The 25,642-nt window shown below is 67.3% G+C and carries 22 protein-coding genes and 3 tRNA genes; 11 read left to right on the forward strand and 14 right to left on the reverse strand.

The genetic code is table 11. From position 1 onward, the window contains the following. The 7 genes from BUB20358_RS04350 to BUB20358_RS04380 form a co-directional block, all read left to right on the forward strand. The coding region (locus tag BUB20358_RS04350) for a type II secretion system F family protein (RefSeq protein ID WP_254593963.1) at positions 1-847 on the forward strand (847 nt) is incomplete at its 5' end. A 4-nt stretch (positions 848-851) separates the two neighbouring features. After that, positions 852-1,853, forward strand: a complete 1,002-nt coding sequence (locus BUB20358_RS04355; RefSeq protein ID WP_006764470.1) for a type II secretion system F family protein — start codon at positions 852-854, stop codon at positions 1,851-1,853. Between the two features lie 18 nt (positions 1,854-1,871). Next, positions 1,872-2,714: a tetratricopeptide repeat protein gene (locus BUB20358_RS04360; protein WP_006764469.1), complete on the forward strand. Its 843-nt coding sequence runs from the start codon at positions 1,872-1,874 to the stop codon at positions 2,712-2,714. A 20-nt stretch (positions 2,715-2,734) separates the two neighbouring features. Next, positions 2,735-3,055 carry a DUF3613 domain-containing protein gene (locus BUB20358_RS04365; RefSeq protein ID WP_035973361.1) on the forward strand — a complete coding sequence of 107 codons (321 nt, stop codon included), beginning with the start codon at positions 2,735-2,737 and terminating at the stop codon, positions 3,053-3,055. A 5-nt stretch (positions 3,056-3,060) separates the two neighbouring features. Continuing rightward, positions 3,061-5,097, forward strand: a complete 2,037-nt coding sequence (locus BUB20358_RS04370) for a pilus assembly protein TadG-related protein (RefSeq protein WP_223296900.1) — start codon at positions 3,061-3,063, stop codon at positions 5,095-5,097. Positions 5,098-5,204: 107 nt separating this feature from the next. Continuing rightward, positions 5,205-6,596: a sigma 54-interacting transcriptional regulator gene (locus tag BUB20358_RS04375; RefSeq protein WP_006764466.1), complete on the forward strand. Its 1,392-nt coding sequence runs from the start codon at positions 5,205-5,207 to the stop codon at positions 6,594-6,596. Between the two features lie 54 nt (positions 6,597-6,650). Beyond that, positions 6,651-7,361: a DUF2968 domain-containing protein gene (locus tag BUB20358_RS04380; RefSeq protein WP_035972467.1), complete on the forward strand. Its 711-nt coding sequence runs from the start codon at positions 6,651-6,653 to the stop codon at positions 7,359-7,361. Between the two features lie 108 nt (positions 7,362-7,469). On the opposite strand, the gene hfq is transcribed toward BUB20358_RS04380, so the two are convergent. Further along, positions 7,470-7,997: an RNA chaperone Hfq gene (hfq, locus tag BUB20358_RS04385; RefSeq protein ID WP_006764464.1), complete on the reverse strand. Its 528-nt coding sequence runs from the start codon at positions 7,995-7,997 to the stop codon at positions 7,470-7,472. Between the two features lie 291 nt (positions 7,998-8,288). On the opposite strand from hfq, the gene BUB20358_RS04390 reads away from it, so the two are divergent. Next, entirely contained in the window at positions 8,289-8,573 is a 285-nt protein-coding gene (locus BUB20358_RS04390) for a PXPV repeat protein (protein WP_035972466.1), read from the forward strand. 27 nt (positions 8,574-8,600) lie between these two features. Here BUB20358_RS04390 and BUB20358_RS04395 read toward each other — a convergent pair whose 3' ends face one another. The 4 genes from BUB20358_RS04395 to BUB20358_RS04410 all read right to left on the reverse strand — a co-directional run bounded on the left by BUB20358_RS04395 (position 8,601) and on the right by BUB20358_RS04410 (position 13,964). Beyond that, positions 8,601-9,515 (reverse strand): DUF1571 domain-containing protein, encoded by a 915-nt coding sequence (locus BUB20358_RS04395; RefSeq protein ID WP_035972465.1) that lies wholly within the window; start codon positions 9,513-9,515, stop codon positions 8,601-8,603. A gap of 29 nt (positions 9,516-9,544) precedes the next feature. Further along, positions 9,545-11,302 (reverse strand): AMP-binding protein, encoded by a 1,758-nt coding sequence (locus BUB20358_RS04400; protein ID WP_006764461.1) that lies wholly within the window; start codon positions 11,300-11,302, stop codon positions 9,545-9,547. A 397-nt stretch (positions 11,303-11,699) separates the two neighbouring features. Beyond that, positions 11,700-12,527, reverse strand: coding sequence for a TetR/AcrR family transcriptional regulator (locus BUB20358_RS04405; protein WP_006764460.1), 828 nt, complete (start codon positions 12,525-12,527; stop codon positions 11,700-11,702). A gap of 216 nt (positions 12,528-12,743) precedes the next feature. Beyond that, entirely contained in the window at positions 12,744-13,964 is a 1,221-nt protein-coding gene (locus BUB20358_RS04410; protein WP_035972463.1) for an MFS transporter, read from the reverse strand. 279 nt (positions 13,965-14,243) lie between these two features. Here BUB20358_RS04410 and BUB20358_RS04415 point away from each other — a divergent pair, with 279 nt between their 5' ends. From BUB20358_RS04415 to BUB20358_RS04425, 3 genes are all read left to right on the forward strand, one after another. Then, the gene (locus BUB20358_RS04415) at positions 14,244-14,786 is read left to right on the forward strand and encodes a GNAT family N-acetyltransferase (RefSeq protein WP_035972461.1); all 543 of its coding nucleotides are present in this window, start codon (positions 14,244-14,246) and stop codon (positions 14,784-14,786) included. A 120-nt stretch (positions 14,787-14,906) separates the two neighbouring features. Beyond that, a complete protein-coding gene (locus tag BUB20358_RS04420; protein WP_035972460.1) occupies positions 14,907-15,533 on the forward strand; it encodes a ParB-like protein in 627 nt (208 codons plus the stop codon). Between the two features lie 23 nt (positions 15,534-15,556). Beyond that, positions 15,557-17,266 carry a SulP family inorganic anion transporter gene (locus BUB20358_RS04425; protein ID WP_006764457.1) on the forward strand — a complete coding sequence of 570 codons (1,710 nt, stop codon included), beginning with the start codon at positions 15,557-15,559 and terminating at the stop codon, positions 17,264-17,266. Positions 17,267-17,288: 22 nt separating this feature from the next. Here the strand turns inward: BUB20358_RS04425 and BUB20358_RS04430 are convergent, their stop codons facing one another. From BUB20358_RS04430 to BUB20358_RS04470, 9 genes are all read right to left on the reverse strand, one after another. Continuing rightward, positions 17,289-18,236, reverse strand: a complete 948-nt coding sequence (locus tag BUB20358_RS04430; protein WP_006764456.1) for a carbohydrate kinase family protein — start codon at positions 18,234-18,236, stop codon at positions 17,289-17,291. Positions 18,237-18,355: 119 nt separating this feature from the next. Continuing rightward, positions 18,356-19,300: an ABC transporter substrate-binding protein gene (locus tag BUB20358_RS04435; protein WP_006764455.1), complete on the reverse strand. Its 945-nt coding sequence runs from the start codon at positions 19,298-19,300 to the stop codon at positions 18,356-18,358. A gap of 86 nt (positions 19,301-19,386) precedes the next feature. Then, positions 19,387-20,424: an ABC transporter permease subunit gene (locus BUB20358_RS04440; protein ID WP_006764454.1), complete on the reverse strand. Its 1,038-nt coding sequence runs from the start codon at positions 20,422-20,424 to the stop codon at positions 19,387-19,389. Between the two features lie 38 nt (positions 20,425-20,462). Beyond that, positions 20,463-22,016 (reverse strand): sugar ABC transporter ATP-binding protein, encoded by a 1,554-nt coding sequence (locus BUB20358_RS04445; protein WP_035972459.1) that lies wholly within the window; start codon positions 22,014-22,016, stop codon positions 20,463-20,465. Then, positions 22,003-23,253, reverse strand: a complete 1,251-nt coding sequence (locus tag BUB20358_RS04450) for an ROK family protein (protein WP_035973360.1) — start codon at positions 23,251-23,253, stop codon at positions 22,003-22,005. The genes BUB20358_RS04445 and BUB20358_RS04450 overlap by 14 nt, the downstream gene beginning before the upstream one ends. 455 nt (positions 23,254-23,708) lie before the next feature. Further along, positions 23,709-23,795 (reverse strand) — tRNA-Leu (locus BUB20358_RS04455). Positions 23,796-23,921: 126 nt separating this feature from the next. Then, a complete protein-coding gene (locus tag BUB20358_RS04460; RefSeq protein WP_035972457.1) occupies positions 23,922-24,911 on the reverse strand; it encodes an aliphatic sulfonate ABC transporter substrate-binding protein in 990 nt (329 codons plus the stop codon). A gap of 228 nt (positions 24,912-25,139) precedes the next feature. Continuing rightward, positions 25,140-25,226, reverse strand: a tRNA-Leu gene (locus tag BUB20358_RS04465). Positions 25,227-25,513: 287 nt separating this feature from the next. Beyond that, positions 25,514-25,600, reverse strand: a tRNA-Leu gene (locus tag BUB20358_RS04470). Between the last annotated feature and the right edge of the window lie 42 nt (positions 25,601-25,642).

Genomic DNA, 25,642 nt, shown 5'->3' on the forward strand with positions numbered 1-25,642 from the left:
CGCTGCTTCGCCCGCGCGCGCGGCAGCGGCGGGCGCGCCGCGCGCCGTCGCGCAGCAGAACGCGGCCGCGACGCGATCGTCGGGGCCGATCGGCGCGCACGGGTATGCGGCGGCAGCCGAATATCTGTCGAACGTCGCGAGCCGCGCGGGCATCGACGATGCGCGCGGCAAGGCGCTCGCGGTGCTCGCCGTGCTGATCGCGTTCGCGGCGATTGCGGGCAGCCACGGCGGTCTGCTCGCATGCTTTGCCGCGCTCGCGTTGGGCGGCGCGATCGTCGGCGTGTGGCTCGCGTCGCGAATCCAGCGGCGGCGCTTGAAGATCGTCCGGCAGATTCCGTCGTTCCTCGACGGCATCGTGCGTCTCGTGACGCTCGGCAACAGCGTGCCGGCCGCGTTCCAGTCCGCGCTGCTGACGACCGAGGAGCCGTTGCGCAGCTGTCTCGACGACGTGTCGCGGATGCTGCGCGGCGGTGTCGAGATCGATCGCGCGATGATGCACGTCGCGAAGGTCTACCGGACCGACGAATTCGAACTCGTCGGCTCGGTGCTGCGGCTGTCGGTCAAATACGGCGGCCGCGCGGACGTGATGCTCGAGCGCATGGCCGTGTTCATGCGCGACCTCGAACAAGCGGAGCGCGAGCTGAGCGCGATGTCGTCGGAGACGCGGCTGTCGGCGTTCGTGCTCGTGATGCTGCCGATCGCGATCGGCAGCTTCGTCGTGATGACAAACCCGAAGTACCTGCAAGGCATGTGGAACGATCCGAGCGGCCGCACGCTGCTGATGATCGCGTTCGTGCTGCAGCTGGCCGGCAGCGTGTGGCTCTATCGAATGGCTCGGCTCAGGTGATGCGATGACGGCGACTCGGATCGGGGCGATTGCGTTGGGACTGGCCGCGCTCGGCGTGCTGCTGCTCGGCTTGGTCGCGTTGCTGCGCGCGAGTGCCGCAGCGCGTGCCGAACGTGCGCTCGTCGATGCGCTCGACCGCCGGATGGCCGCGCTCGATGCGGCGAAGGCGCGGCAAGCGCCGAACGACGCAGCGCCGGCGCAATTCGATGCGCAGCGTACGCGCGGCGGGCAGCGTGTCGCCCGGTTCCTCGAACGGCTGTCGGCCGCCGGGATGCGCTGGCTCGATACCGGATTCGGCCAGTACGTGGTCGCGCAGGAGGACCGCCGGCTGCTCGAGCAATGCGGTTACATCGACGCGCGCACGCGGGGGCTGTTCCTCAGCGCGCGGATCGTGTGCGGAATCGCGTTGCCGCTGCTGTTCGCGATCGTCGCGAGCGGGCGGATGAAGGGCAGCCTGTGGCTGATCGGTCTGTTCGCCGCATTCGGGCTCGGCTTCATGCTGCCGAAGTTCTACGTGAAGCGACGGGCGGCGGCGCGGCGGCAGAGCGTCGTCGACGAACTGCCGCTGCTCGTCGACATGCTGCGCCTGCTCCAGGGCGTCGGGCTGTCGCTCGATCAGAGCCTGCAGGTCGTGACGAACGATTTTCGCGGCATGCTGCCGGTGCTGTCGTCCGAAGTCGGCATCGCGCAGCGCCAGTTCGCGGCCGGCCGCACGCGCGAGCAGTCGCTGCAGCGGTTGTCGGGCGGCTTCGACAACGAGGATTTGCGCGCGGTCGTGCGGCTGATGATCCAGGTCGACAAGCACGGCGGCGCGGTGCAGGAACCGCTGAAGCAGTTCGGCGACCGGCTGCGCGAGACGCGCCGCGCGATGCTTCGCGAGCGGATCGGCCGGTTGACCGTGAAGATGACCGGCGTCATGGTGCTCACGCTGCTGCCCGCGCTGCTGATCGTGACGGCCGGGCCCGGCATGCTGGCGGTGATGCACGCGTTGTCGGCGCACCAGTGAAGGACGGAAGGAAAGACGATGAAGCGGATCGGCGAAGGGGTGAAACGGGCGTGTGCGATTGCGGCGATGGCGCTGCTGGGTGCGTGCGCAACCAAGGACAACGGTTACGGCGTGAACGCGCAGACGGAGCGCGCGGCGCTGATGCAGGCGGCCGATCAGAAGCAGGCCGCGCCGGATACGCCGGGGATGTACCTCGGGCTGATCCAGCGGATGCAGTCGCAAGGCCTCTATTACGCATCGCTCGCGCATATCGACGCGTACGACAAGTCGTACGGCGCGATACCGGAGTCGATCCTGCTGCGCGCGGATGCGCTGCGGATGACGGACCAGCCGGCAGCCAGCGCAGCCGCGTACTCGCAGTTGCTGAAGACGCCGCTCGCCGCGCGCGGTTATCGCGGGCTCGGGCTGCTCGCGGGCGCGGCCGGCGACTTCGACCGTGCGGCGCAGTCGCTCGCGCAGGCATCGGAGCTCGCGCCGACCGATGCGTCGATGCTGTCCGATCTCGCATACGCGAAGCTGCGTGCCGGCGACGTCGTCGGCGCGCGCGTGCCGCTGATGAAGGCGGCCGAGCTGGATCCGCGCAATCCGAAGATCGTCAGCAATCTCGCGCTTTATCTGCTCGCGGCCGGGCGTGCGCAGGACGCGCAGCGCCTGATGAACCAGCAGCGTGTGCCGGCCGATATCCGCAAGGACATCGCGAGCGATGCGGCGAAGATCGCGGCCGCCGCGCGCGCTCAGCAGCGCGCGGTCGCGACGCCGCCGGTCGTATCGCGGCGCGTCGCGCCGGAGCCGATCACGCCGATGGCGAACAATTTCGGCTACGACCAGACGGTGCCGCTGCTGCAGCGGTTTGCACAATGAACGGGGATGCGGGGGACGACATGAACGGCAATCGAGCTGACCGGAATGCACGGGTACGCCGGGTCGCGGCGCTCGGCGCGCTCGTGTGCGCGGTAGCGGCGTCGCGCGTCGCGTATGGACAGGACGCGGCGCCGGCCGATGCATCCGACGTCGGCCGCTCGACCAAAGACTGGCTCGCGATGCAGCGCGACAATCGCGCGGCCGCGCCGACGCAGCCGATGCTTGGCGACGTCGCATCGCTCGTGTACCAGCGCTATCTCGACTCGTTCAAGAACAAGATCCCGACGTCGATGAGCTCGCAGCTCGGCGGCATGTCCGGCGGCGCTCAGGGCGCGCAGTAAGCGCGATGACGATGCGCACCGGCCCATCGATCGTGACGCGGCGGCAGCGTGCGGCCGCGCGTGCGCCGCTGCATACGCAGCGCGGCGCCGTCGCGGTCATGGCGGCGATCTGGGTATCGATCGCGGTCATCGTGCTGGGCGCGATCGACATCGGGCGGTTTTATGCCGAACGACGCAGCATGCAGGCCGCGGCGGATCTGGCCGCGCTGTCGGCGGTATCGCACGTGAACGCCGATTCGACGTGCGCGGCCGCGACGACCGCCGCGAATGAGATCGCGAATCCGTCGGCGAAGCCGTTGCCGGCCAATTCGACCGTTTCGGTCGCGTGCGGTGTGTGGGCCGTGCCGTCGGGCGGCGGCAGCGCGACGTTCACGCCGCTCGCCGGCGCGGCAACGGGCGGCCAATGCGCGGGGCTGTCTGCCGGAACGGCGGTCGGCCAATCGGCCAATGCGGTATGCGTGACGGTGTCCGAGCCGGTGTCCGGCATCTTTCGCAGCGGGGAGACGATCGGCGCGTCGGCCATCGCGAAGAGCGCGCCGCTCGACACGTTTACGTTGTCGACGTCGCTCGCATCGCTGAACGACGGGCTGGCCAACCAGCTGCTTCAGGTGCTGACCGGCTCGCCGAATGCGCTGAGCCTTCAGGCCGTCGACTATCAGGGCCTCGCGCAGGTCAATCTGAAGCTCGCCGGCATTCTCGCCAATCTGCCGGTCGGCACGAATACGTCGGTGCTGAACGGCACGGTGACGCTCGGTCAGCTGGCCAACGCGGTCGTGCAGGCCGCCACGCAGCAGAATCTGGCCGGCGCGAACCTGAACGTGCTGAATGCAATCGTCGTCGCGCTCTGTTCGAACGGCGTGTGCGGCGGCCCGCAGATCGCGCTCGACCGGCTCGTGTCGGTGGCAACGGCCACCGGCGGCTCGGCGGTCGATGCGAGCGTCAACGCGCTCGGCTTGCTGTCGACCGCGTTGCAGGTCGCGAACGGCAACCACGCGATCGCGATTCCGAGCGTCACGGTGCAGACGCCGACCGCACTCGCGCCGTTGCTGAAGGCGACGGTGTCCGGCTCGGTGTCGCTCGCAGGCGTTGCGCCGGCCACGGCGACCGGTCCGGCGGGGCCGGCGAACTGCGCGACGTCCGACTGCGTGACGCATGCGTCGCTTGCGCAGGGCAACGTGTTTCTCGATACGTCGCTGTCGTTGCTGTCGACATGTCCGGACGGTTCGCTCGTCTATCCGGGCAGCGCGTGTGCGTCGGGCAGCGCGACACCGCTTGCCGCCGTCCAGTTGCCGGTGACCGCGTACGTCGCGCCGGCAACCGCCGGCCTGGCGTCGGTCAGCTGTTCCGCGGACGGCACGAAGCGCGCACAGGTGAACGTTCAGACCGGCGTGGTGGCGGTTTATATCGGCGGCGCGGCGAATACGCCGGTCAATCTGAATGCGCCGGGCGGTTATGCGCCCGACCGCCGCGCCGCGCCGATCACGCTGGTGTCCGTCAAGCTGCAGAGCCTGCTCAATCTGTTGAATCTCGGCGGTCTGACGTCCGCGCTGACGACGCTGCTCGATACGCTGACGCTGGGCCTTCTGAACGTGAACCAGATTTCGGTCAATATCAACCTCACACCGGGGCAGCTGACCGTTCCCGTCGCGAATCAGAGCCCGACGCCGCTGGTGTTCGAGTATTCGGGCGCGGCATCGTCCGCGTTGCCGAGCGACGCGTCGTCCTACACGCAGACCGTCGGCACCGGTCAAGTGCTGTCGCCCGCGCTGCAGAGCATCACGAACAGCGGGCTGACGCTCGAGCTCAGTGCACCGCGCGGTAGCGCGGCAGGATTGCTGGCCGGCATATTGAATCCGATACTCGGCCTCGTCACGGGCCCGCTGTTGTCCGCACTGGGAAATACGCTGGTTCCGATGGTGCTGCAGCCGATCGATTCGCTTCTGACTTCCGCCACCGGTTTGCTCGGGGTGAGCCTCGGAAACGCGTCGGTCACGACCACGCCGGACTCGATCAAATGCGGTGATCCCATGCTTGTGAAATGAATCCGTGAGCGCTCGGCGGGCGAGCGGAACGCGCCGTGCGCGATCCGCGTTCGCCGCCGTCGCGCTATGCCGCGCAACCCGTCAACAACCGTAGCCGTACCTGAATCATGAGAACCACGCCCGCAATCGAAGAGCTCGACCTGTACGTCTGGGAAGGCAAGGCGGACATCGTCGACCGCGTCGCCCGATGCATGGCGAGCTTCGACGTCGAAGTGATCCGCGCGGACAACGCGGAGATATCGCCGGAGCGCGCCGCGTTGCGGCCGTCGCTGGCGATCATCAGCGTGACGATGATCGAAACCGGGTCGGCGTTCCTGCGCGACTGGCAGGCCAACATCGGCATGCCGGTCGTCTGGGTCGGCGCCGCACGCGATCACGACGCATCGCAGTATCCGCCCGAGTATTCGCACATCCTGCCGCTCGATTTCACGTGTGCCGAGCTGCGCGGGATGGTCGGCAAGCTCGTCACGCAGCTGCGTGCGCATGCGGCCGAAACGCTGCGGCCGACCGAACTGGTCGCACATTCGGAGTCGATGCAGGCGCTGCTGCACGAAGTCGACACGTTCGCCGACTGCGACACCAACGTGCTGCTGCACGGCGAAACCGGCGTCGGCAAGGAGCGCATCGCGCAGCTGCTGCACGACAAGCATTCGCGCTATCGGCACGGCGAATTCGTGCCGGTCAACTGCGGCGCGATTCCGGACGGGCTGTTCGAATCGCTGTTCTTCGGACACGCGAAAGGATCGTTCACCGGCGCGGTCGTCGCGCACAAGGGCTACTTCGAGCAGGCGGCGGGCGGCACGCTGTTCCTCGACGAAGTCGGCGATCTGCCGCTGTATCAGCAGGTGAAGCTGCTGCGCGTGCTCGAGGACGGCGCGGTGCTGCGCGTCGGCGCGACCACGCCGAACAAGGTCGATTTCCGGCTCGTCGCGGCGAGCAACAAGAAGCTGCCGCAGCTCGTGAAGGACGGGCTGTTCCGCGCCGATCTCTACTACCGTCTCGCGGTGATTGAGCTGAACATTCCGTCGCTCGAAGAGCGCGGCGCGGTCGACAAGATCGCGCTGTTCAAGTCGTTCGTCGCGCAGGTGGTCGGCGACGAGCGGCTCGCGCAGCTGCCCGACCTGCCGTACTGGCTCGCGGACGCCGTCGCGGACAGCTATTTCCCCGGCAACGTGCGCGAACTGCGCAATCTGGCCGAGCGCGTCGGCGTCACGGTGCGGCAGACGGGCGGATGGGACGCGGCGCGGCTGCAGCGGCTGATCGCGCATGCGCGCAATACGGCGCAGCCGGTGCCGGCGGAGAGTGCGGCGGAGATTTTCGTCGACCGCAGCAAGTGGGACATGAACGAGCGCAACCGCGTGATCGCCGCGCTCGACGCGAACGGTTGGCGGCGTCAGGACACCGCGCAGCAGCTCGGGATCAGCCGCAAGGTGCTGTGGGAAAAAATGCGCAAGTACCAGATCTTCGACGAAGAGCCGGAGACCCGCGAAAGCGAGTAGTTAATGAGATAGAATCCCGCTGCATTACAACAATCCAGGCGGGAATAAAACATCATGAGCCATAGTACGGGGTTGAGACGGGCGGGCATGTTGCTCGTCCTGATGGGGTGCGTGCAGGGCGCGCAGGCGCAGAACCTGGCGAGCGATGCGTCGCCGGCCGTGCAGCCGGCATCGGCGCCGGTCGCCGCGATTCCGACGGTCGATCTGCAGGCGCAGACGTCGTCGGTGCAGCCGCAGGCAGGCGAGACGAGCGGGCCGAGCACCGTCGACGAACTGCAGCGCCAGATCCAGGCGCATGCGCTGACGGAGATGCGTACGAGCTACAACGGCAGCTACGGCGCCAGCCTGCTGTTCAACGTGAAAGACGGTGCGTATTTCGTCGCGCTGTTTCAGCAGAAGGCCTTCTGGCGCGTGATCAAGACCTACGACGATGCGCGCGCGGAAGCGATCTATCGCGATTTCTCGCATCAGGCGGCGCGGCTGGCCGTCAACGAGCTGCGCGCGGCGAAGCTCGAGTCGCAGAAGGCGCAGATGGACCGGCAGATCGAGGCGACGCAGGAAAAGGCGCGGCGCTTGCAGGCGGACATCTCGATTGCGCGCGAGCAGCAGGCTGCGGTCGCGAACCGGCAGCAGACGGTGCGCAGCGAAACGGCGGCACTGCAGGCGCAGCAAGCGGAACTGCAGTCGCAGTTGCGGGCATTGCAGCAGCAGGTGCGTTCGCTGCAGCGCGAGGCCAACGCCGGGTTGTCTGCGCGGGCCCGCTGACGAACGGCAACCGGGGCGGCGGCACACGCCGCGCCGGACCGGAAGACCGGTCGAGCGATCGACCGGTCGCAAGGAAAAAGGGCAAGCCGTTTGGCTTGCCCTTTGTCTTTACTGGCCGTCCGGCACGATTCGCCGGCGGCGCGTGACGATCACCGGCCCGTTGCCGCTGCGCGAGTCGGACGACGGTGCCGATGTGCCCGGTGCGTCGTCGCGCGGCGCACCGTAGTTTTCGCGCGGCGCGCCGTAACCTTCGCGCGGCTCGCGAGCGCCATAGCCTTCGCGCGGTTCGCGCGACCCGTAGCCGCCGTCGCCGCGCGACTCGCGCGAGCCGCCGTGCGAACCGTACGGGCTGTGACCGCCGCCTTCGCGGCCGCCAGGGCGCCCGCCGGGGCGCGGGCCGCGCGGGCCGCCGCCGGGGCGCGAACCGCCGGTGTCGAGCTGGATCGTCGAAATCGCACGCTTGTAGATGCCTTGCAGACCCACGGGGGTGCGCAGCATCACCAGATACTGGTCGAACGACTCGATGCAGCCCGTCAGACGAATGCCGTTGACGAGGTAGATTTCAACACGCTTACGTTCCTTGCGTGCCGAATTGATGAAGTCGTTTTGCGGATGGGATTCTGCGGGATTGGCCATTGAGATGCGGCAGGAGCCTGCTCAGAGAATATGTTGTGCGTGTGTGCGACGCGTCGGTCCACAAGGTATTTGGCGGGATTCTACCTTGTTCGCTCCGCGAGCGCGTAGTCGCGATTGTGTCGAACCGTAACCCACTATAGACGTTCCCGCGCTTTTTCGCGATTCGGCCGAACGGCCGATGCCGATCGTTACGTCGCGTTACGACTCTCGCAACGCCGTAGCACCTCGCGGCGGGCGTCCGAATTACAGTCGTCGCGTGCCGGGCGGGCCGGCGGATCACGGAATCTCAACATGAACAAAAGGGGAATGGCAGGCTGGATCGGCGGCATCGCGTTGCTGGCCTCCGGCAGCGCAATGGCGGGGCACGTCGATTTGTCGGTCGGCATCGGCGTGCCGGTCGCGCCCGTCTATGTCGAGCCGGCGCCGGTCTATGTGGCGCCGCAGCCGGCGGTGGTCGCGTATCCCGGCTACGGATACGGCGGCTACTACGGCGATGACGACGACGACCGCTACCGCAAGTGGCGCAAGCACTACTACAAGCACTGGCGCAAGCATCACGACGATGACGACGACTGATCGCCGCACGTGCACCGATCGTGTGCATCAGAACGCGTAGTCCGGATTTTTCGGGTCGAATGCGGCGTCGTCGAACGCGACCGGCGCGATCTTCTCGATGACGATCCGCTCGAAGAGCTGCCCGTCGTTGTCGTAGGACTCGACGGTCCGGAAATAGGGCGCGTGCAGGTCGAGCCCGAGCACTTCCTTCTTCGAATAGAACTGCGGCCGGCCGGTCGGCGTTTCGTACGTGAGCGCGACGACGCGCACGCCGTCGATCGTCTTTGCTTCGACTGCGGTCGGCCGCTGCACGCCCGCCGCCTCGTATTTCTTGCCTTCGCTCAGATACAGATTCGCGATGAACTCGGCGCCGAGGTCCTTCACGCGGTGATTCGACTGCGCACGCGCAAGCGCGCCGTCGATCGCCGTCCACATCGGAATCTTGCCGAGCAGCCCGCCGAGATGGCCGTACATTTCATCGGTGCGCTGCGTCGTGTCGTAGAGGATTTCCTGTCCCGCATGCGCGCCGCCGGGCAGCCACTTCGCATAGACGCGCAGCGGCTCGCGCGTCGTCTTCACGAGCATGCGGTCCGGCGTGTCGGGCCATTTTCCGCGGATGCGCTCCGCGCGCACCATCGTGAACTGGTACGACGGATAGCCGTTCGGGCCGTTGCGGATGTACTCGGGCACCGCGAGCGGATCGAGCGCGCTGAAGAGGGCGGTGAGCGTCGCATCGTCCAGCTGCGCGAGCGTGCCGCGCTCGGCGGCCGTGCGCAGCCAGCGCGCCTGCTGCGCGGCCGGCTCGCGCGTTACCTTCGCGAGGTCCGCCGGCAGCGCGGCCTGCGGCGCCGCACGCGCGGCGGCCGGTTCCTGCGCATGCGCGTCCACATACGCGAGCGACAGCATGCACGCAATCAGCGCGGCGGCTGCATGTCGTCCGCGCCGTTTCCTCCGTTCGTTCATCGACCGCGTCTCCTCGCGCGAAGCATCGGTCAGTGCCGCTGCGCGTTTTCGATCTTCGCGAGTTCCTCGTCGCGCAGCGCGCGGCGCAGGATCTTGCCGACGTTCGTCTGCGGCAGCGCATCGCGGAATTCGACGAGCTTCGGCATCTTGTAGCCGGTGAGATTCTTGCGGCAATGCGCGAGCACGTCGTCGACCGTGAGCGCCGGATCGCGCCGCACGACGAATACCTTGATCCGCTCGCCGTGCACGTCGTCGGGGATGCCGATCGCGGCCGCTTCGCTGATGCCCGGATGCATCACGAGCACTTCCTCGATCTCGTTCGGATAGACGTTGAAGCCGGACACCAGGATCATGTCCTTCTTCCGATCGATCAGCCGAATGAAGCCGCGCTCGTCCATCACGCCGATGTCGCCGGTGCCGAGCCAGCCGTCCGCATCGATCGCCTTCGCGGTTTCGTCCGGGCGCTGCCAGTAGCCGCGCATCACCTGCGGGCCGCGCACGCACAGTTCGCCGGGCTCGCCGATGCCGGCCCAGGTTCCGTCTTCGCGGCGAAAGCGCACGACGGTCGACGGCGCGGGCAGGCCGATCGATCCGCTGAACGCCGCCATGTCGTTCAGGTCGACCGGATTCATCGTGACGATCGGCGAGCACTCGGTGAGTCCGTAGCCTTCGACGATCGGTCGGCCCGTCACCTGCTGGAAGCGCTCGGCGACCGCGCGCTGCATCGCCATTCCGCCCGCCATCGCGAGCTTGAGTTTCGAGAAGTCGCGCTTGCGGAACTCGTCGTTGTCGAGGAACGCGTTGTACAGCGTGTTGATGCCGGTGATGCCGGTAAACGTCTCGTTGCGGATGATCTTCATCACCATGTTCGTGTCGCGCGGGTTCGCGATCAGGATGTTGCGCCCGCCGAGTCCCATGAAGATGAACGCGTTCACGGTCAGCGAATAGATGTGATAGAGCGGCAGCGGCGTGAGCACCGTTTCGACGTCGCCGGTGACCTGGTCGGCGATCCACGCCTTCGCTTGCAGCAGGTTCGCGATCAGGTTGCCGTGCGTGAGCATCGCGCCTTTCGCGACGCCGGTCGTGCCGCCCGTGTATTGCAGGAACGCGAGATCGTCGCGCGTCATCGGCACGGGTTGCGGGGCGCTGCGCGCGCCGAGCGCGAGTGCCGAGCGCAGCCGCACGGCCTGCGGCAGGCGATACGGCGGCACGAGTTTCTTCACGTGCTTCAGCACGAAATTGATCAGCCGGCCTTTGGCGTTCAAGCCGTCGGCGAGCAGATCGCCGAGCGCGGTCACGACGATGTTGCGGACCTGCGTGTCGGGCAGTGCGTCCTGCAGCGTGCGCGCGAAGTTTTCGAACACGACGATCGTCTGCGCGCCGCTGTCCTTCAACTGGTGCGCGAGCTCGCGCACCGTGTAGAGCGGATTGACGTTGACGACGATCGCGCCGGCCTTCAGCGTGCCGAACAGTGCGACCGGATACTGGAACGTGTTCGGCAGCATGATCGCGACGCGATCGCCGGGTTGGATGCCGATGCTTTGCAGGTACGACGCGAACGCATCGACTTTCTGCGCGAGCGTGCGGTAGGTCATCGATGCGCCTGCGCTCACGTACGCGACGCGCTCGGCGAAGCGCGTCGTGCATTCGTCGAAGAACTGCACGAGCGACGTGTATTGCGTGACGTCGATTTCGTGCGGCACGCCGGGCGGATACGATGCGTACCAGATGCCGTCGGTGTTCGGCGCGAGCGGGGTCGTTGCGGTTGCTGCTGAATTGGACGTCATGTTGTCTCCTGTCGGCCGGAGTTAGCGCTTCAGCGCTTACTCCGGCCCCATGCACCAGCGGTCGGCCGGAGTTAGCGCTTCAGCGCTTACTCCGGCCTCATGCACCAGCGGTCGGTCGGGGTTAGCGCTTCAGCGCTTGCTCCTACCCCATGCACCAGCGGTTGGCCCGAGTTAGCGCTTCAGCGCTTGCCCGTGCGTCATGCAAAAAAACCGTCAACTCGAGTCGGCGTTTCAGCTCGACTCGTGACTTGCGCAATGGCGATCGCCACGACCGCCGCTTCAACGCGCGTTCCCACTTCACGGATTCCCGACCGCCACGGTCGCATCGAAAGCGCGCAGCCTGTGCCGCACAAAACGAACGATGAATCGAAAGCGCGTACGCAAACGTCCGGCGCGATCAGCCTGCCGAATGCAGCGTCGCCGTGTCGGCAGGCGCTTCGCTCGCACCCGCGCATGCCGGCAATCCGAACGCGTCGCCGGCGCCCGCATCGTCGAGCACGGCCGCGAAGATCGACAGCTGCGCGCTATCGGGCATCGGCGCCTTCAACGCGGCGACGATCAGCGACGACAGCCGCGCGATCATCTGCACGTCGTTCATCGTGCGGCCTTGCGAGAACTCGTCGATCAGGCTTTCCGTTTCGGCGCCGGCGAGCGCGCCGGACAGCGCGCCGATCGCGAAATGCAGCCGCCAGCCGAGCTCGGTGCGCGGCAGGTGCGGAAGTGCGCGCTGGAACGCGTCGAAGAAGCGGCCTGCGACGCTCGCGTAATGCGCGGTCAGGAAGTTGCGGACGAACGGCGACGGGTCGGTGTACGCGCGGCCGATCAGCCGCAGAAAGCCGGGGCCGCCGCGCTCGGGATCGCGCGACGCCTTGAGCGCGGGAATGAACATCGCACCGAGCACGTGCTCGCACGTGATGTGCGCGCCGAGCTGCGCATCGAAGCAATCGAGGATGCCGAGACGTTCCTGGTTGAGCTGATCGAGCCGGCGCGACAGCATCGCGTGAATCAGCGCTTCCTTGCTGCCGAAGTGATAGTTGACCGCGGCCAGATTGACCGATGCGCGCGACGTGATCTGCCGCATCGACATCGCTTCGAAGCCGTGCTCGATGAAAAGATCTTCGGCCGCATCGAGGATGCGCGCCTTCGTGCCGCCGGTCTGCCGATTGCCGGATGATCGTCCGGACGGTCGTGCCGCCGCCGGCCGCGTCTCCTGACTGACTGCCATGTTCCGCCTCCCATGCCGGTCGCCCGGCCGCGAACAGGTGATTTGATTATCTGATTCAAACAAGCGTTTTCATTAAGATAAAAAAACGCGGGCGGCGCGGGCAAGCGGCGAATCTCGACCAATTCCTCTAGTCGGATGTGCGGGTGCGGAAAGCGCCCGCATCGGATCCCGGCGGCGCGGGGCGTACACGATGATGCGGCGCGGCAACGTGCGGCGTCAGCCCGCGGTGGTACGCGTATTGACCGATTGCGTCATGTCGATTCCGCGGCGTTCGCGGCTGAACAGGATCAGCACGGCGATCACGACGGCGACGACGCCCGCGACGAGCGCCAGCGCGAACGCGTAATCGTTGCCGCGCGACACCGCGAGCGACGCCTGCATCGTCGCGTTGCCCGACGCGAGCAGGTTGCCGAGCTGATAGACGACGCCGGGGAAGGTCGCGCGGATCTCGTCCGGCGAGATCTCGTTCAGATGCACCGGGATCACGCCCCACGCGCCTTGCACCGAAATCTGCATCAGGAACGCGCCGGCCGCGAGCGCGAGCGGGCCGCTCGAAAACGCCCACAGCGGCAGCACCGGCAGCGCGATCAGCGCGGCGATGAAGATCGCGCGGCGGCGGCCGATGCGCTCCGAGATCGTGCCGAACGCGAGGCCGCCGACGATCGCGCCGACGTTCAGCACGATCGTGATCCACGACACGGTATGCGGATCGAAGCGATGCTGTTCGCGCAGGAACGTCGGATAGAGATCCTGCGTGCCGTGCGAGAAGAAATTGAACGCGGTCATCAGCACGATCGCGTAGATCGTGAGCTGCCAGTTCTGCCGCAGCGTCGCGGCGAGACCGGGCCGCGGACGCTTCTCCATCTGCTTCCAGGCGGGCGATTCCGGCACGTGCGCGCGCACGTACAGCACGAGCAGCGCGGGCAGCACGCCGACCATGAACATTCCGCGCCAGCCGATGTACTGGTAGAACAGGCCGAACACGACGGACGCGAGCAGATAGCCGCTCGGATAGCCGGCCTGCAGCAGCCCGGACACGAAGCCGCGCGCATGCGTCGGCACCGTCTCCATCGTCAACGCGGAGCCGACTCCCCATTCGCCGCCCATCGCGATGCCGAACAGCGCGCGCAGCACGAGCAGCGCGGTCAGGCTCGGCGCGAAGCCGGACGCGAGCTCGAGCAGCGAATAGCACGCGATGTTGACCATCAGCGTCGGACGGCGGCCGAAGCGATCGGCGAGCCGGCCGAAGATCAGCGCGCCGACCGGGCGCATCGCGAGCGTCAGCGTCAGCGCGAACGCGACCGCCGGAATCGTCGACGCGAACTCGGCCGCGATGTCCTTCAGCACGAACACCATCAGGAAGTAATCGAACGCATCGAGCGTCCAGCCGAGATAGGCAGCGATCGTCACGTTGCGTTGTTCGCGGGTCCAGCTCATGTCCGGGTCTCCTCGTCGGCTTGCGCGCGTCACGATATGCAGGCGAATGCCGGCCCGGCTGCGCACGGCGCGGGCGTGAAACGAGTGTAGGCTGTGCCGTCGCGCGATGTAGGGCGCGATAGCTGCGAATCCGGAATAATCCCTACGAAATGCGCTGTTTCCAAAAGCGAAACGGATGCGTGCGATAAAGCCGACAGCTTCTCGTATTATTTCGAAAGCATTTTTGTATCAGAAACGTAATGCGCGCGATGCGCATCGTCACCGAATCAGGATTCCCCGATGACCGAATCTTCCGCTGCAGCGTTGCCCGTGTTCGAGACCGCGAGACTGTGGCTGCGTCCGCGCACGCTTGCCGATCTCGACGCGTGCATCGCAATGGACCGCGATCCCGAAGTCACGCGGCATATCGCCGGCCCGTGGGGCGATCCCGTCGAGCATCGCCGTTTCGTCACGCACCGGATCACGCGCGACTATCCGCCGGGCCTCGGCTACTGGTCGATCTTCGAGAAGCACGCGCCCGACACGTTCGTCGGCTGGGTGCTGCTGATTCCGGACTACAAGGACGGCGAACGCGACGTCGAAATCGGCTGGCGCCTCGTGCGCACGGCGTGGGGTCGCGGGATCGCGAGCGAGGCCGCGACCGCGATCGTCCGGCATGCGTTCGATACGGTACGGCTGCCGCGCGTGATCGCCGATATCGCCGAAGCGAACGCGGGCTCGCTGAACGTCGCGCGCAAGCTCGGGATGCACCGCGTGAGCGTGATTCACGACGGCATGCCGTACGTGCGTCATCGTCTCGAACGCGACGATCTGCGCGCGTAGCGACCGCGCGCGAGCGGCTTGCAGCGCGACGGATGCCGAGCGCAAATCGGGGCGCGACGTATTAACGGCCCGAACGATCGGGAGTATCGTTGCCGGAAAATCGCGACACGGGGTATGACCATGGCACTCGGCAACGACGTTCATCTGATTTCGGTCGCGCTCGACACGCTGCGCCCCACGCAGATGACCGTCGGCTATCGCGAGGTGAAAGCGAAGCGCAAGCACTGGAAGGCGCTCGACAAGCGGGCGCGCAAGGCCGCGATTGAATCGCACTGGTTTCCGGCCGTGCTTGGCCCGGGCGGCGAGCACTACATCACCGATCACCATCATCTCGGCCTCGCGCTGATCGAGGAAGGGGAGTCGCGCGTGAACGCGATGCTGCTGAAGGATCTGTCGTGGCTCGACGACACGATCTTCTGGCGGATGATGGAGCACAACCAGTGGGTGCATCCGTTCGATGCGGACGGCGCGCGTCGCGACTACGCGGAGTTGCCCAAGGTGCTGACCGCGCTCGACGACGATCCGTATCGAAGCCTCGCGGGCGAACTGCGCACGGCCGGCGGCTATGCGAAAGACGCGACGCCGTTCAGCGAGTTCCTGTGGGCCGATTATCTGCGCCAGCACGTGTCCGTCGATCAGATCCGCAAGAGTTTCTCGAAGGCGCTCGATGCTGCATTGCGGCGCGCGCACGACCAGGACGCGCGCTATCTGCCCGGCTGGTCGGGCGTCGTCGCAGTGAAACCGTGACCGGCGCGCGTCGCGTACCGCCGATGACGGCCACCCCGATCCGCCCCGACGCCGACCCGCAGCATGCCGACCATTTCGCTGCGCGCGACGCGGCGCCGCCGCCGCCCGCGCAGCGCGTCGGCCGCGATGCGCTGGCCGGTCTGTCGATCGCCGGGCTGCTGATTCCGGAGGCCGTCGCGTATGCGGGGCTCGCGAACCTGCCGCCGCAGGCCGGGCTCATCGCGCTGCTGTCGGGGCTCGTCGTCTATGCGCTGACGGGCAGCAGCCGCTTCGCGATCGTATCGTCGACGTCGTCGTCGGCCGCCGTGCTCGCGGCGACAGTGCTCGCCGAATCGGGCATCGCACCCGCTGCGCAGCTCGCGCTCGCGGCGGCGCTCGTCGCGATGACCGGCGTGCTGTTCATCGTCGCGGGTGCCGCGCGGCTCGGCGGGATGTCGGACTTCGTTGCACGTCCGGTGCTGCGTGGCTTCACGTTCGGGCTCGCGGTGACGATCGTCGCCAAGCAGTTGCCGAAGATTCTCTCGATACCCGTGCAGCACGGCGATGCGCCGCACATCGCGCTCGACCTGATCGCGGGCGTGCCGCATGCGAACCTCGCGAGCGTCGCGCTCGGCGCGGCGACGCTCGCACTGCTGTTCATGCTGGGCCGCCGCGTGCGCGTGCCGGCCACGCTCGTCGCGATCGTGCTGTCGATCGCCGCCGGCCACCTGTTCGACTGGCGGCGATACGGAATCGCGGTGGTCGGCCACATCGACTTCCGGCACATCGCATTCGGGATGCCGTATCTGGATCGCAACGCATGGATGCAGACGATCGAGCTGGCGTTCGCGCTGATGCTGATCCTCTATGCGGAGTCGTACGGATCGATCCGCAATTTCGCGCTGAAGCATGGCGACAGCGTGTCGCCGAACCGCGATCTCGTCGCGCTCGGCTGTGCGAACCTCGTGTCGGGACTGCTGCACGGCATGCCGGTCGGCGCGGGCTACTCGGCGACGTCCGCGAACGAGGCGGCTGGCGCGCAGTCGCGTTTCGCCGGACTGTGGGCCGCCGGCGTGGTCGCGCTGATCGTGTGGCTGCTGCTGCCGCAGCTCGCGCGCACGCCGGAGCCGGTGCTCGCCGCGATCGTGATCTTCGCGGTCAGTCACTCGCTGCATCCGTCGGTGTTTCGGCCGTACTGGGCGTGGCATCGCGATCGGCTCGTCGTGATCGCCGCGCTTGTCGCGGTGCTCGTGCTCGGCGTGCTGCACGGCCTGCTCGCAGCCATTGGCGTGAGCCTGCTGCTGACGCTGCGCAAGTTGTCCGAACCGAACGTCAGCGTGCTCGGCAGGCTGCGCGACAGTCACGACTTCGTCGACGTCGCGAGCCACGCCGACGCGAAGCCGGTGCCCGGCGTGCTGATCGTGCGGCCCGAGGCGCAGCTGTTTTTCGCGAATGCAGACCGGATGCTCAATCGTGTGCGCGCGCTGATCGATGCGGCGCCCGACACGCATGCGGTGATGCTGAGCCTCGAGGAAACGCCGGACGTCGACGGCACGACGATCGAAGCGCTGCGCACGTTCGCGGCTGAATGCGCCGTGCGCGGGCTGCGGCTGTCGATCGTGCGGCTGAAGCTGCACGCGCTGCATGCGTTGCGCCGCGCGGCGGACGATACGCTGCGCAGCGATGCGATGTCGGAATTGAGCGTCGACGAAGGGCTGCAGTCGTTGCAGGCCGAAGGTATGGGCGCCGCGTGACGATACGGCGCGAAAGCGTCGGTTACGGCGCGAGCGCGGTGTCGGTCGGCTGCGCGGCCGCGCGCTCGATCAACGCGGCCACTTCGGCCGACGTCGGCGCATAGGCGCCTGCATGCGCACAGACGACCGCCGCGCACGCGGCCGCATCGCGCAGATGCTCGGCGGGCGATGCGTCCGGCCGCGCGAGCTGACTCGCGAGCCAGCCGCCGACGCTCGCATCGCCGCAGCCGACCGTGTCGACGACGTCGGTCGGAAACGCCGGCTGAAACAGCTCACAGTCGCGGTGAAGGAGCTGCATGCCGACTGCGCCGCGCGTCACCAGCAGCGCCGCATCCGGCGCCCATGCGCGCAGCTGCGCGAGCGCGGTCGTTTCGTCGAGATCCGGAAACAGTCCGCGTAGGTCTTCGTCCGACACCTTGATCCAGTCGGCGAGCGCGGCGAGCCGGCGCAGCGTGTCGCGATACGACGGCGCGGCCATCGGCGCACGGAAATTCGGATCGAACGAGATCCGCTTGCCGGCCGCGCGCGCGGCTTGCACGACGTCGATCAGGCGCGACGCGAGCGGTTCGCGCACGACGCCGAGCGAGCCGACGTGAAGAATCTCCGCGGCATCGAGCGCGCCGTCGGGCAGGTCGGCCGGATCGAACGCGAGATCCGCGCTGTTCTCGCCGATGAAGAAATATTCGGGCGGCTGTTTCGACACGACCATCGCGAGCAGCGGCGCGCGCTCGACCTGCCGGATGAAGCGCAGGTCGAGGCCGGCGTCGGCGCTCTTGCGCATCAGTTCGTCGCCGAACACGTCGCGGCTGACCGTGCCCGCGAACGCGGTCGGCACGCCGAGCCGCGCGCCGACGCGCGCGACGTTCCAGCACGAGCCGCCGGCGACGCTGTGCCAGTGCTGCGCGTCGTCGCGGATGAAGTCGGTCAGCGCTTCGCCGAATACGATCAGGCGAGGGAACGTCGTCGTCATGTCGAAATCTCGTGCGGCAGAATCGTGCTGGGCGACCCGGCGGCCAGCAGAACCGGGCGGGGCGGCCGTCGCATGCGGCGATGCGGCCGCACGCCCCGTTACGCGTGCCGTCGCTGCGCTCAGCGCGGCGTGCTCCAGCCCTTGTAGTTCTTCACGTTTTCACGCGTGACGAGCGTCGGCTCGATCAGGATCATCGGATTGGCCGGCTTCTGACCGTTCATGATGCCGTAGCCAACCGTGACGGCCTGCTGCGCCATCGCCCACGGATCCTGGCTCGACGATGCCTGCACGAGCGTGTTCGACTTCAGCGCGACCTCGATGTCGGGCGCGCCGTCCACCGACGTGATCACGATGCCGGGGCGATTCAGCTGCTTCGCGGCGAGATCGCTGCCGATCGCCTGCGGATCGTTGATCGCGAACACGCCGTCGAGCTTCGGAAAGCGCGTCAGATAACCCTGCATCGCGTTCATCCCGCCTTCGCGCGAGCCTTTGCCGTCCTGATCGCTCGACAGCAGCTTGATGCCCGGATTCTTCGCGAGCACGGCCTTGCAGCCGTTCACGCGGTCGATCACGGCCGACACTTGCGGGCCGTTCTCGATGATCACGTTGCCCTTGCCGTTGAGCTTCTTCGCGAGGTAGTCGCACGCCAGCTCGCCGGCCTTCACGTTGTTGGTCTGAACCGTCGCGTTCGCGCCGGCTGCCGCGACGTCGACGGCGACGACCGTGATGCCGGCCGCCTGCGCCTTCTTCACGGCCGGCTCGATCGCCTTCGGATCCGTCGCGTTGAGCAGGATCATGTCGACGTGGGCCGAGATGAAATTGTCGATCTGCGTGAACTGCTTGTTCAGATCGTAGTCGGCGGAAACGGCCGTGACCTTCGCGTTCGGATTGATCTGCTTCGCGCGCGCTTCGGCGCCTTTGACGATCGTGACGAAGTACGGGTTGCCGAGCGAGCCGACCGTGACGCCGATCGACTTCAGCGGCTTGTCGGCCGCGTGCGCGGCGGATGCGCCGAACGCAAGTGCGCAGGCGACGGCGGTCAGGGCGGCGGTGTGCTTGAACATGTCGTTGTGTCTCCGTGAGGTCCGTTGACGGACGGGCGCAGGAGGACCTGCCTGCGCCCCTGGGTGAAACGGCGGGGCGAACGCGGTCAGGTGCGCGCCGAATCGCGCTGGCGATAGCGGTCGAGCGCGACGGCGCCGATGATCACGAGCCCCTTGATGATGTACTGCCAGATGTCGGATACGCCGAGCAGCACGAGGCCGTTCGTCAGTACCGCGATGATCAGCGCGCCGATCAGCGTGCCGACGATCGAGCCGACGCCGCCGACGAAGCTCGTGCCGCCGAGAATCACCGCGGCGATCGCATCGAGCTCGTACGACTGGCCGAGCTGCAGCCCGTTCGCCGCATAGAGCCGCGCAGCCGACATCACCGCGCCGAGCCCGGCGAGCAGGCCCGACGCCGCGTAGACGAACAGCTGGATCGCGCGCACGTTGATGCCGGACAGCCGCGCGGCTTCCGGATTGCCGCCGACCGAGTAGATGCGCATGCCGAGCACGGTGCGGCGCAGGATGAACCACGAGATTGCGATCACCGCGCACGCGATCACGACGAGCCACGGCACGCCGAGGATCGTGCCGTTGCCGATGAACGCGAACGACAGCTGCGGGTTGAAGACGGTCGTGTCGTTGCCGATCAGGCGCGCGACGCCGCGCACGGCCGTCATCGCGCCGAGCGTGACGATGAACGGCGGCAGGCGCAGCAGCGAGATCAGCCCGCCGTTGATCGCGCCGAACACGAGGCCGACCGCGAGTGCGACGGGTACGCCGAGCCAGCCCCAGCCGGGGATCGTCGATGCGAGCAGCGACGCGACGGCCGCCGCGGCGAGTACCGAGCCGACCGACAGGTCGATGCCGCCCGTCAGGATCACGAACGTCATGCCGGCGGCGAGCACGATGTTGATCGATGCCTGCTGCGTGACGATCGACAGGTTCTGCAGCGTGAAGAAGCCGTCGGTCATGAAGCCGAAGCCCACGCACAGCACCAGCAGCACCGGCAGCATGCCGGCGGTGCGCATCAGCGACTGCATGCGGGCGCGATGATCGGCGACGCGCGCCTGCGGCGCACGGTCGGCCACCGGATGGGCCGTTGCGGAAGCGAGGTCCCGCTGCTTGGTCGAATGGATCATTTCGGTACCTGGATGAAAGTGGGAAATGAAGGGGCGCGTCAGTGCGCGTCGGCGAGCTCGGCCTGCGAGCCGGTCGCGAGCGCGATGATCGCTTCCTGCGTGATCGGCGTATGCGTGTGGCCACCGAGCTCGCCGGCGATCTCGCCTTCGCGCATCACGAGCACGCGGTCGGCGACACCGATGATTTCCGGCAGCTCGCTCGAGATCACGATCACGCCGACGCCTGCGCGGGCCAGTTCGTTGATGATCCGGTAGATCTCGGATTTCGCGCCGATGTCGACGCCGCGCGTCGGTTCGTCGAGGATCAGCACGCGCGGCTTCGTCTCGAGCAGGCGCGACAGCAGCACCTTCTGCTGGTTGCCGCCCGACAGCGCGCCGACGTTCACGTTCGCGTTCGGCACGCGGATCGACAGCGACGCGATCGCGTCGCGCGCACGTTCGGCGCCGCGCGCGAGATCGAGCGCGCCGAGCCGCGCGTCGCGGTTGCACACCGAGATGTTGATGTTGTCGCGCACGCTCATGTCGAGGAACAAGCCCTGGCGCTTGCGGTCTTCGGTCAGATAGACGAGGCCTGCGTCGATCGCGTCGCGCGGCGAATGCGCGCCGAACGTGCGTTCGCCGAGCTTCACGTCGCCGCGCGTGCGCGGCTCGGCGCCGAAGATCAGCCGCGCGAGCTCGGTGCGGCCCGCGCCGACGAGCCCCGCGATGCCGAGCACTTCGCCCGCATGCAGATCGAAGCTGCAGCCACGCACGCGGCCGCCGTCGGCGACGTCGCGTACCGACAGCAGCAGGTGGCCGGGGTCGTACGGCGCATGCTCCTTCTTGTAGAAGCCGGAGATGTCGCGGCCGACCATCATGCCGACGAGCCGGTCGGCGGACAGCGACTCGCGCTCGAGCGTGCCGACGTACGCACCGTCGCGCAGCACGGACACGCGGTCGGACAGCTCGTAGATTTCCGCCATCCGGTGGCTGATGTAGATGATCGCGAGGCCTTCCTCGCGCAGCTGGCGGATCAGGCTGAACAGGTGTTCCGTTTCGCGCGACGACAGCGGCGTCGTCGGTTCGTCCATCACGAGGATCCGTGCGCGCGTATGGACCGCGCGCGCGATTTCGACGAGCTGCTGCTCGGCGATCGACAGCGTGCCGACGAGCGTGTCGGGCCCGAACGACGCGCCGAGCCGCGCGAGCACGTCCTCGCAGCCGCGCGCCATCGCCGCGCGGTCGATCGTTCCCCAGCGCCGGTTGCCGCGCCGCAGTTCGCGGCCGACGTAGATGTTTTCCGCGACGGTCAGGTTCGGCGCGAGGCACAGCTCCTGGTAGATGACCGCGACGCCCGCGTCGCGTGCGGCGAGCGGCCCGTCGATGTCGACGCGTTCGCCGTCGATCAGGATCTCGCCGCCGGCGTCGGCGCGATACGCGCCCGACAGGATCTTCATCAGCGTCGACTTGCCCGCGCCGTTCTCGCCCATCAGCGAATGGATCTCGCCCGGATAGACGGTCAGGCTGACGTTGTCGAGCGCGCGCACGGCCGGGAACGTCTTGCTGATCCGTCGCATCTCGAGCAGCGGGCGGGGCGACTCAGATCGCGACATGGTGGACCTCCTGCGAATCGGTGCGGGCGCCCTTCAGGATGCCGGCCCGCGGAGAGAAGTTGAAGTACATCGGCAGCGTCGCGGCGCCGATCGCGCCGGCGTCCGCGCCGAACGTGCCGCGCACGAGCGTCGGCGTGCCGCGCGCTTCGGGGGCGGTCGCGACGAGCGCTGCGCGCAGGCGGGTCGTCACCGCGTCGAGCAGGCCCGCGTCGGTGTCGGCGTCGAGCACGACCACCGGTGCGTCGACGACGCACAGCACCGCGCGCAGCGCCGGCGCGAGCGCGTCGACGCAGTCGTCGATCCATTCGTCGACGGCCGGCAGACCGCGTGCGATGCACGCTTCGAGATCCGCACGGCTGTCGACGGTCTCGCCGTGATAGCGCAGGTGCCGCACGAGCGCATGCAGCGACGCGCGCGCGAGCAGGATGTCCCACGGGCCGCGCGGCGGCGGCGCGGACGCGAGCCGGCTCGGCTGTACGGGAATCACCGCGATGTCGCCCGCGTTGCCGGTCACGCCGCGCAGGCAGTCGCCGTCGATCGCGATGCCGCCGCCGATCGCCGGGCCGATGAATAGATACACGAAGTCGTCGCACTGGCGGCCGTAGCCGTAGAACAGTTCGGCGATCGCGGCCGCGTTGCCGTCGTTTTCGCCGAATACGGGCAGCGACACGGTACGGCCGAGGTCGCTCGCGAAATCGACGTCTTCCCACGCGCGGAACGTGTCGGGCGCGAGGCCGAGTTCGCGCATCCATGCGCCGAGGTTGTAAGGCTGCGCGACGCCGACGCCGGCGAGGCGCGCGCGTTCGTGAGCGGGGAGCAGCGCCTGCATCGCGTCGATGTCGTGGCGGACGATTTCGAGCACGTCGGCGGGCGCGGGAAGCAGCGTGTCGTGCGAGCGGCGGCCCAGCACGTCGCCCGCGAAATTGACGAGCGCCGTCTCGATGCGCATCCGGTCGAGATGGACGCCGATTCCGAACGCGCCGCGCGGGTCGAGCCGGATCAGCGACGCCGGCTGTCCGCGCTGGCCTTCGGTGCGGCGCCCGGCGAATTCGATCAGCTTCGCGTCCGCGAGCGACGCGATGATGCTGCCGACTGCCGTGCCCGTCATATTCGCGAGCCGCGCGAGGTCGGCCTTCGACGCGCTGCCTGCGCGGCGCAGCGTCTTCAGCAGCAGGCGCTCGTTGTAACGGCGCACGTTGGCCGAATTGCTGCCCTGGCCGATGTGCGGGCTTCTCATCGCGTCTCCTTCCATGCGGGCGCCGTGTTCGACGCATTAAATAAATCACGTTGATTTATTTAACCGCGTGCGCGTGCCCGTGTCAGCTTAGGGAAATCCCGGTTTCCTTTCGCGGAATCCGGGGCCGGATCCGTCACGGCAGACGGGCGGCGGGGCGCGCACTTCAGACTTCGCTCAATGAATCGATATTCGGACGCGATGGCGGTGCCGTTGGATGGGCTTCGGGGAGGACGAGCGGTCGCGATCGTACTCATCGACGACGCATGTATCGGGAACCGCTTGCAGCAGCGCGCCAATTTACCCGCAAGCGCAAGGCCGATTTGCGCGTGGGTGACGAGGGTGGGGAACAGAGTCGCGGCGCCGCGTATGCGAATGCGCGGCACAAGTGCGTAACCGCTTCGCGTTGCGGAAATGAAAAAAGGCCGGCACGAAGCCGACCTTTTTCAGAAAACAGATGGTGCCCAGGAGAGGACTCGAACCTCCACGGTGTTGCCACCGCTAGGACCTGAACCTAGTGCGTCTACCAATTCCGCCACCTGGGCACGTTTCGCTTGCTGCGATGCGAAAGACCGCTATTGTAGCGTGTGCGGAAGGGCTGTCAACAGAATTTCACCGGAACGATGAAAATACTGCCGCCGCGCAGTCGTGCGTCACGTATGTCACGTGCATCAGCTGCGGACCGGCGCCGCGCGTTTGGCGGCGAAGTCCCATCGCAGCGCGTCGCCCGTATCGACGCGGGTCGGCAGCAGCCCGGCCGCGAGAAACGCATCCGCGATTTTCTGCTGTTCGCCGAAGTTCTGCGCAGCCACCGCGCGGACCAGATAGCTGCGGCGCGCATTCGCGCGTGCGATCGTCGTCGCGTCGAGTCCCCAGATCGGGGCGAGCGTCGCTGCCGCGTCCTGCGGATGGTCGCGCAGCCACGTGCCGGCTTCGGACAACCGGTCGAACAGGATCTGGATCACGTCGGGCCGTGCCGCGGCAAAGGCGGTCGACGCGAGGTAGTAGCGCTGGTACGAAGCGAGCCCGCTGCCGTCGGTCAGAATCCGGACGTCGGCATTGCGGTCGACCGATGCGACATAGGGGTCCCACGTGATCCATGCGTCGACGCTGCCGCGCTCGAATGCCGCGCGGCCGTCGGCGGGCGTCAGGTAATGAACCGCTGCGTCCGACGGCGCGAGCTTCGCGCGCGACAGCGCGGCGAGCAGCAGATAGTGGCTGCCCGCCGCTTTCGTCACCGCGATGCGTGCGCCCTTGAGATCGCCGAGCGTATGCAACGCGCTGTCCTTCTTGACGATGATCGCCTGCGCCTTCGGGGACGGTGCTTCCTGCGCGACATACACGAAGCGCGCATGCGCGGCCTGCGCGAAGACGGGAACCGTGTCGGCGACGTCGGCGCTGAAATCGACCGCGCCGACGTTCAGCGCTTCGGTCAGCGGCAATCCGCTCGCAAATTCATGCCACGACACGCGCAGGCCGAGCGGCGCAAGCGCCTGCTCGAGCGTGCCGCGCGTCTTCAGCAGCGTAATCAGCGTCGACGACTTCTGATATCCGATGCGCAGCGCGGAAGGGCTGCTTTCTGCATGTGCGCGGATCCCTGCGGCGGCGAGGCCGGCGGCCAGCATCGCGCGCGCGAATGCGCGGCGGTTCATCGACGTCATCGATCGTGCTCCTCGTGGAATTCGTTCAGGCAAGTCGGCTAACGTACCAACGAGGACGGCGATCGATAACCGATAAATTCTGCTATCGATCGCAGCGGCCGGCATAACGGATCGCTGCTCGAGATATAGCGAGCGTGCCGTGCAGACGAGGAGGAGCGGGCGCGTACCGCTTCGCGTTGCGGAAATGAAAAAAGGCCGGCGCGAAGCCGACCTTTTTCAGAAAACAGATGGTGCCCAGGAGAGGACTCGAACCTCCACGGTGTTGCCACCGCTAGGACCTGAACCTAGTGCGTCTACCAATTCCGCCACCTGGGCACGTTTCGCTTGCTGCGATGCGAAAGACCGCTATTGTAGCGTGTGCGGAAGGACTGTCAACAGGATTTCGCTCGGGATGCTCAAAAATATCGACCGTTCGCTCCGCCGCTTCACACGAACCGGTTTGACGTCGACTTCTGCCGGGCGAGAGGAGCGCAATTGAAGCGTACGCGGCGCGACTTGCGCGCGAATCGTCGGCCACGACGCGTGTGCCGGCGACCGATGTGAGCTTTTCACGCCGAAAACAAAAAAGGCCGGCACGAAGCCGACCTTTTTCAGAAAACAGATGGTGCCCAGGAGAGGACTCGAACCTCCACGGTGTTGCCACCGCTAGGACCTGAACCTAGTGCGTCTACCAATTCCGCCACCTGGGCACGTTTTGCAGGAGCTGCTTGCTGCAAAGAAGCGAGATTATA

The sequence above is a fragment of the Burkholderia dolosa genome (assembly GCF_902499135.1).
Lineage (GTDB): Bacteria > Pseudomonadota > Gammaproteobacteria > Burkholderiales > Burkholderiaceae > Burkholderia > Burkholderia dolosa.

Coding starts and splice junctions, on each gene's coding strand:
- BUB20358_RS04355 (WP_006764470.1), top strand. CDS start 852: ATGACGGCGACTCGGATCGGGGCGATTGCGTTGGGACTGGCCGCGCTC.
- BUB20358_RS04415 (WP_035972461.1), top strand. CDS start 14,244: ATGACCGAATCTTCCGCTGCAGCGTTGCCCGTGTTCGAGACCGCGAGA.
- BUB20358_RS04445 (WP_035972459.1), bottom strand. CDS start 22,016: ATGTCGCGATCTGAGTCGCCCCGCCCGCTGCTCGAGATGCGACGGATC.
- BUB20358_RS04460 (WP_035972457.1), bottom strand. CDS start 24,911: ATGACGTCGATGAACCGCCGCGCATTCGCGCGCGCGATGCTGGCCGCC.
- BUB20358_RS04360 (WP_006764469.1), top strand. CDS start 1,872: ATGAAGCGGATCGGCGAAGGGGTGAAACGGGCGTGTGCGATTGCGGCG.
- hfq (WP_006764464.1), bottom strand. CDS start 7,997: ATGGCCAATCCCGCAGAATCCCATCCGCAAAACGACTTCATCAATTCG.
- BUB20358_RS04400 (WP_006764461.1), bottom strand. CDS start 11,302: ATGACGTCCAATTCAGCAGCAACCGCAACGACCCCGCTCGCGCCGAAC.
- BUB20358_RS04380 (WP_035972467.1), top strand. CDS start 6,651: ATGAGCCATAGTACGGGGTTGAGACGGGCGGGCATGTTGCTCGTCCTG.
- BUB20358_RS04435 (WP_006764455.1), bottom strand. CDS start 19,300: ATGTTCAAGCACACCGCCGCCCTGACCGCCGTCGCCTGCGCACTTGCG.
- BUB20358_RS04410 (WP_035972463.1), bottom strand. CDS start 13,964: ATGAGCTGGACCCGCGAACAACGCAACGTGACGATCGCTGCCTATCTC.
- BUB20358_RS04430 (WP_006764456.1), bottom strand. CDS start 18,236: ATGACGACGACGTTCCCTCGCCTGATCGTATTCGGCGAAGCGCTGACC.
- BUB20358_RS04440 (WP_006764454.1), bottom strand. CDS start 20,424: ATGATCCATTCGACCAAGCAGCGGGACCTCGCTTCCGCAACGGCCCAT.
- BUB20358_RS04425 (WP_006764457.1), top strand. CDS start 15,557: ATGACGGCCACCCCGATCCGCCCCGACGCCGACCCGCAGCATGCCGAC.
- BUB20358_RS04395 (WP_035972465.1), bottom strand. CDS start 9,515: ATGAACGAACGGAGGAAACGGCGCGGACGACATGCAGCCGCCGCGCTG.
- BUB20358_RS04405 (WP_006764460.1), bottom strand. CDS start 12,527: ATGGCAGTCAGTCAGGAGACGCGGCCGGCGGCGGCACGACCGTCCGGA.
- BUB20358_RS04365 (WP_035973361.1), top strand. CDS start 2,735: ATGAACGGCAATCGAGCTGACCGGAATGCACGGGTACGCCGGGTCGCG.
- BUB20358_RS04420 (WP_035972460.1), top strand. CDS start 14,907: ATGGCACTCGGCAACGACGTTCATCTGATTTCGGTCGCGCTCGACACG.
- BUB20358_RS04370 (WP_223296900.1), top strand. CDS start 3,061: ATGACGATGCGCACCGGCCCATCGATCGTGACGCGGCGGCAGCGTGCG.
- BUB20358_RS04375 (WP_006764466.1), top strand. CDS start 5,205: ATGAGAACCACGCCCGCAATCGAAGAGCTCGACCTGTACGTCTGGGAA.
- BUB20358_RS04390 (WP_035972466.1), top strand. CDS start 8,289: ATGAACAAAAGGGGAATGGCAGGCTGGATCGGCGGCATCGCGTTGCTG.
- BUB20358_RS04450 (WP_035973360.1), bottom strand. CDS start 23,253: ATGAGAAGCCCGCACATCGGCCAGGGCAGCAATTCGGCCAACGTGCGC.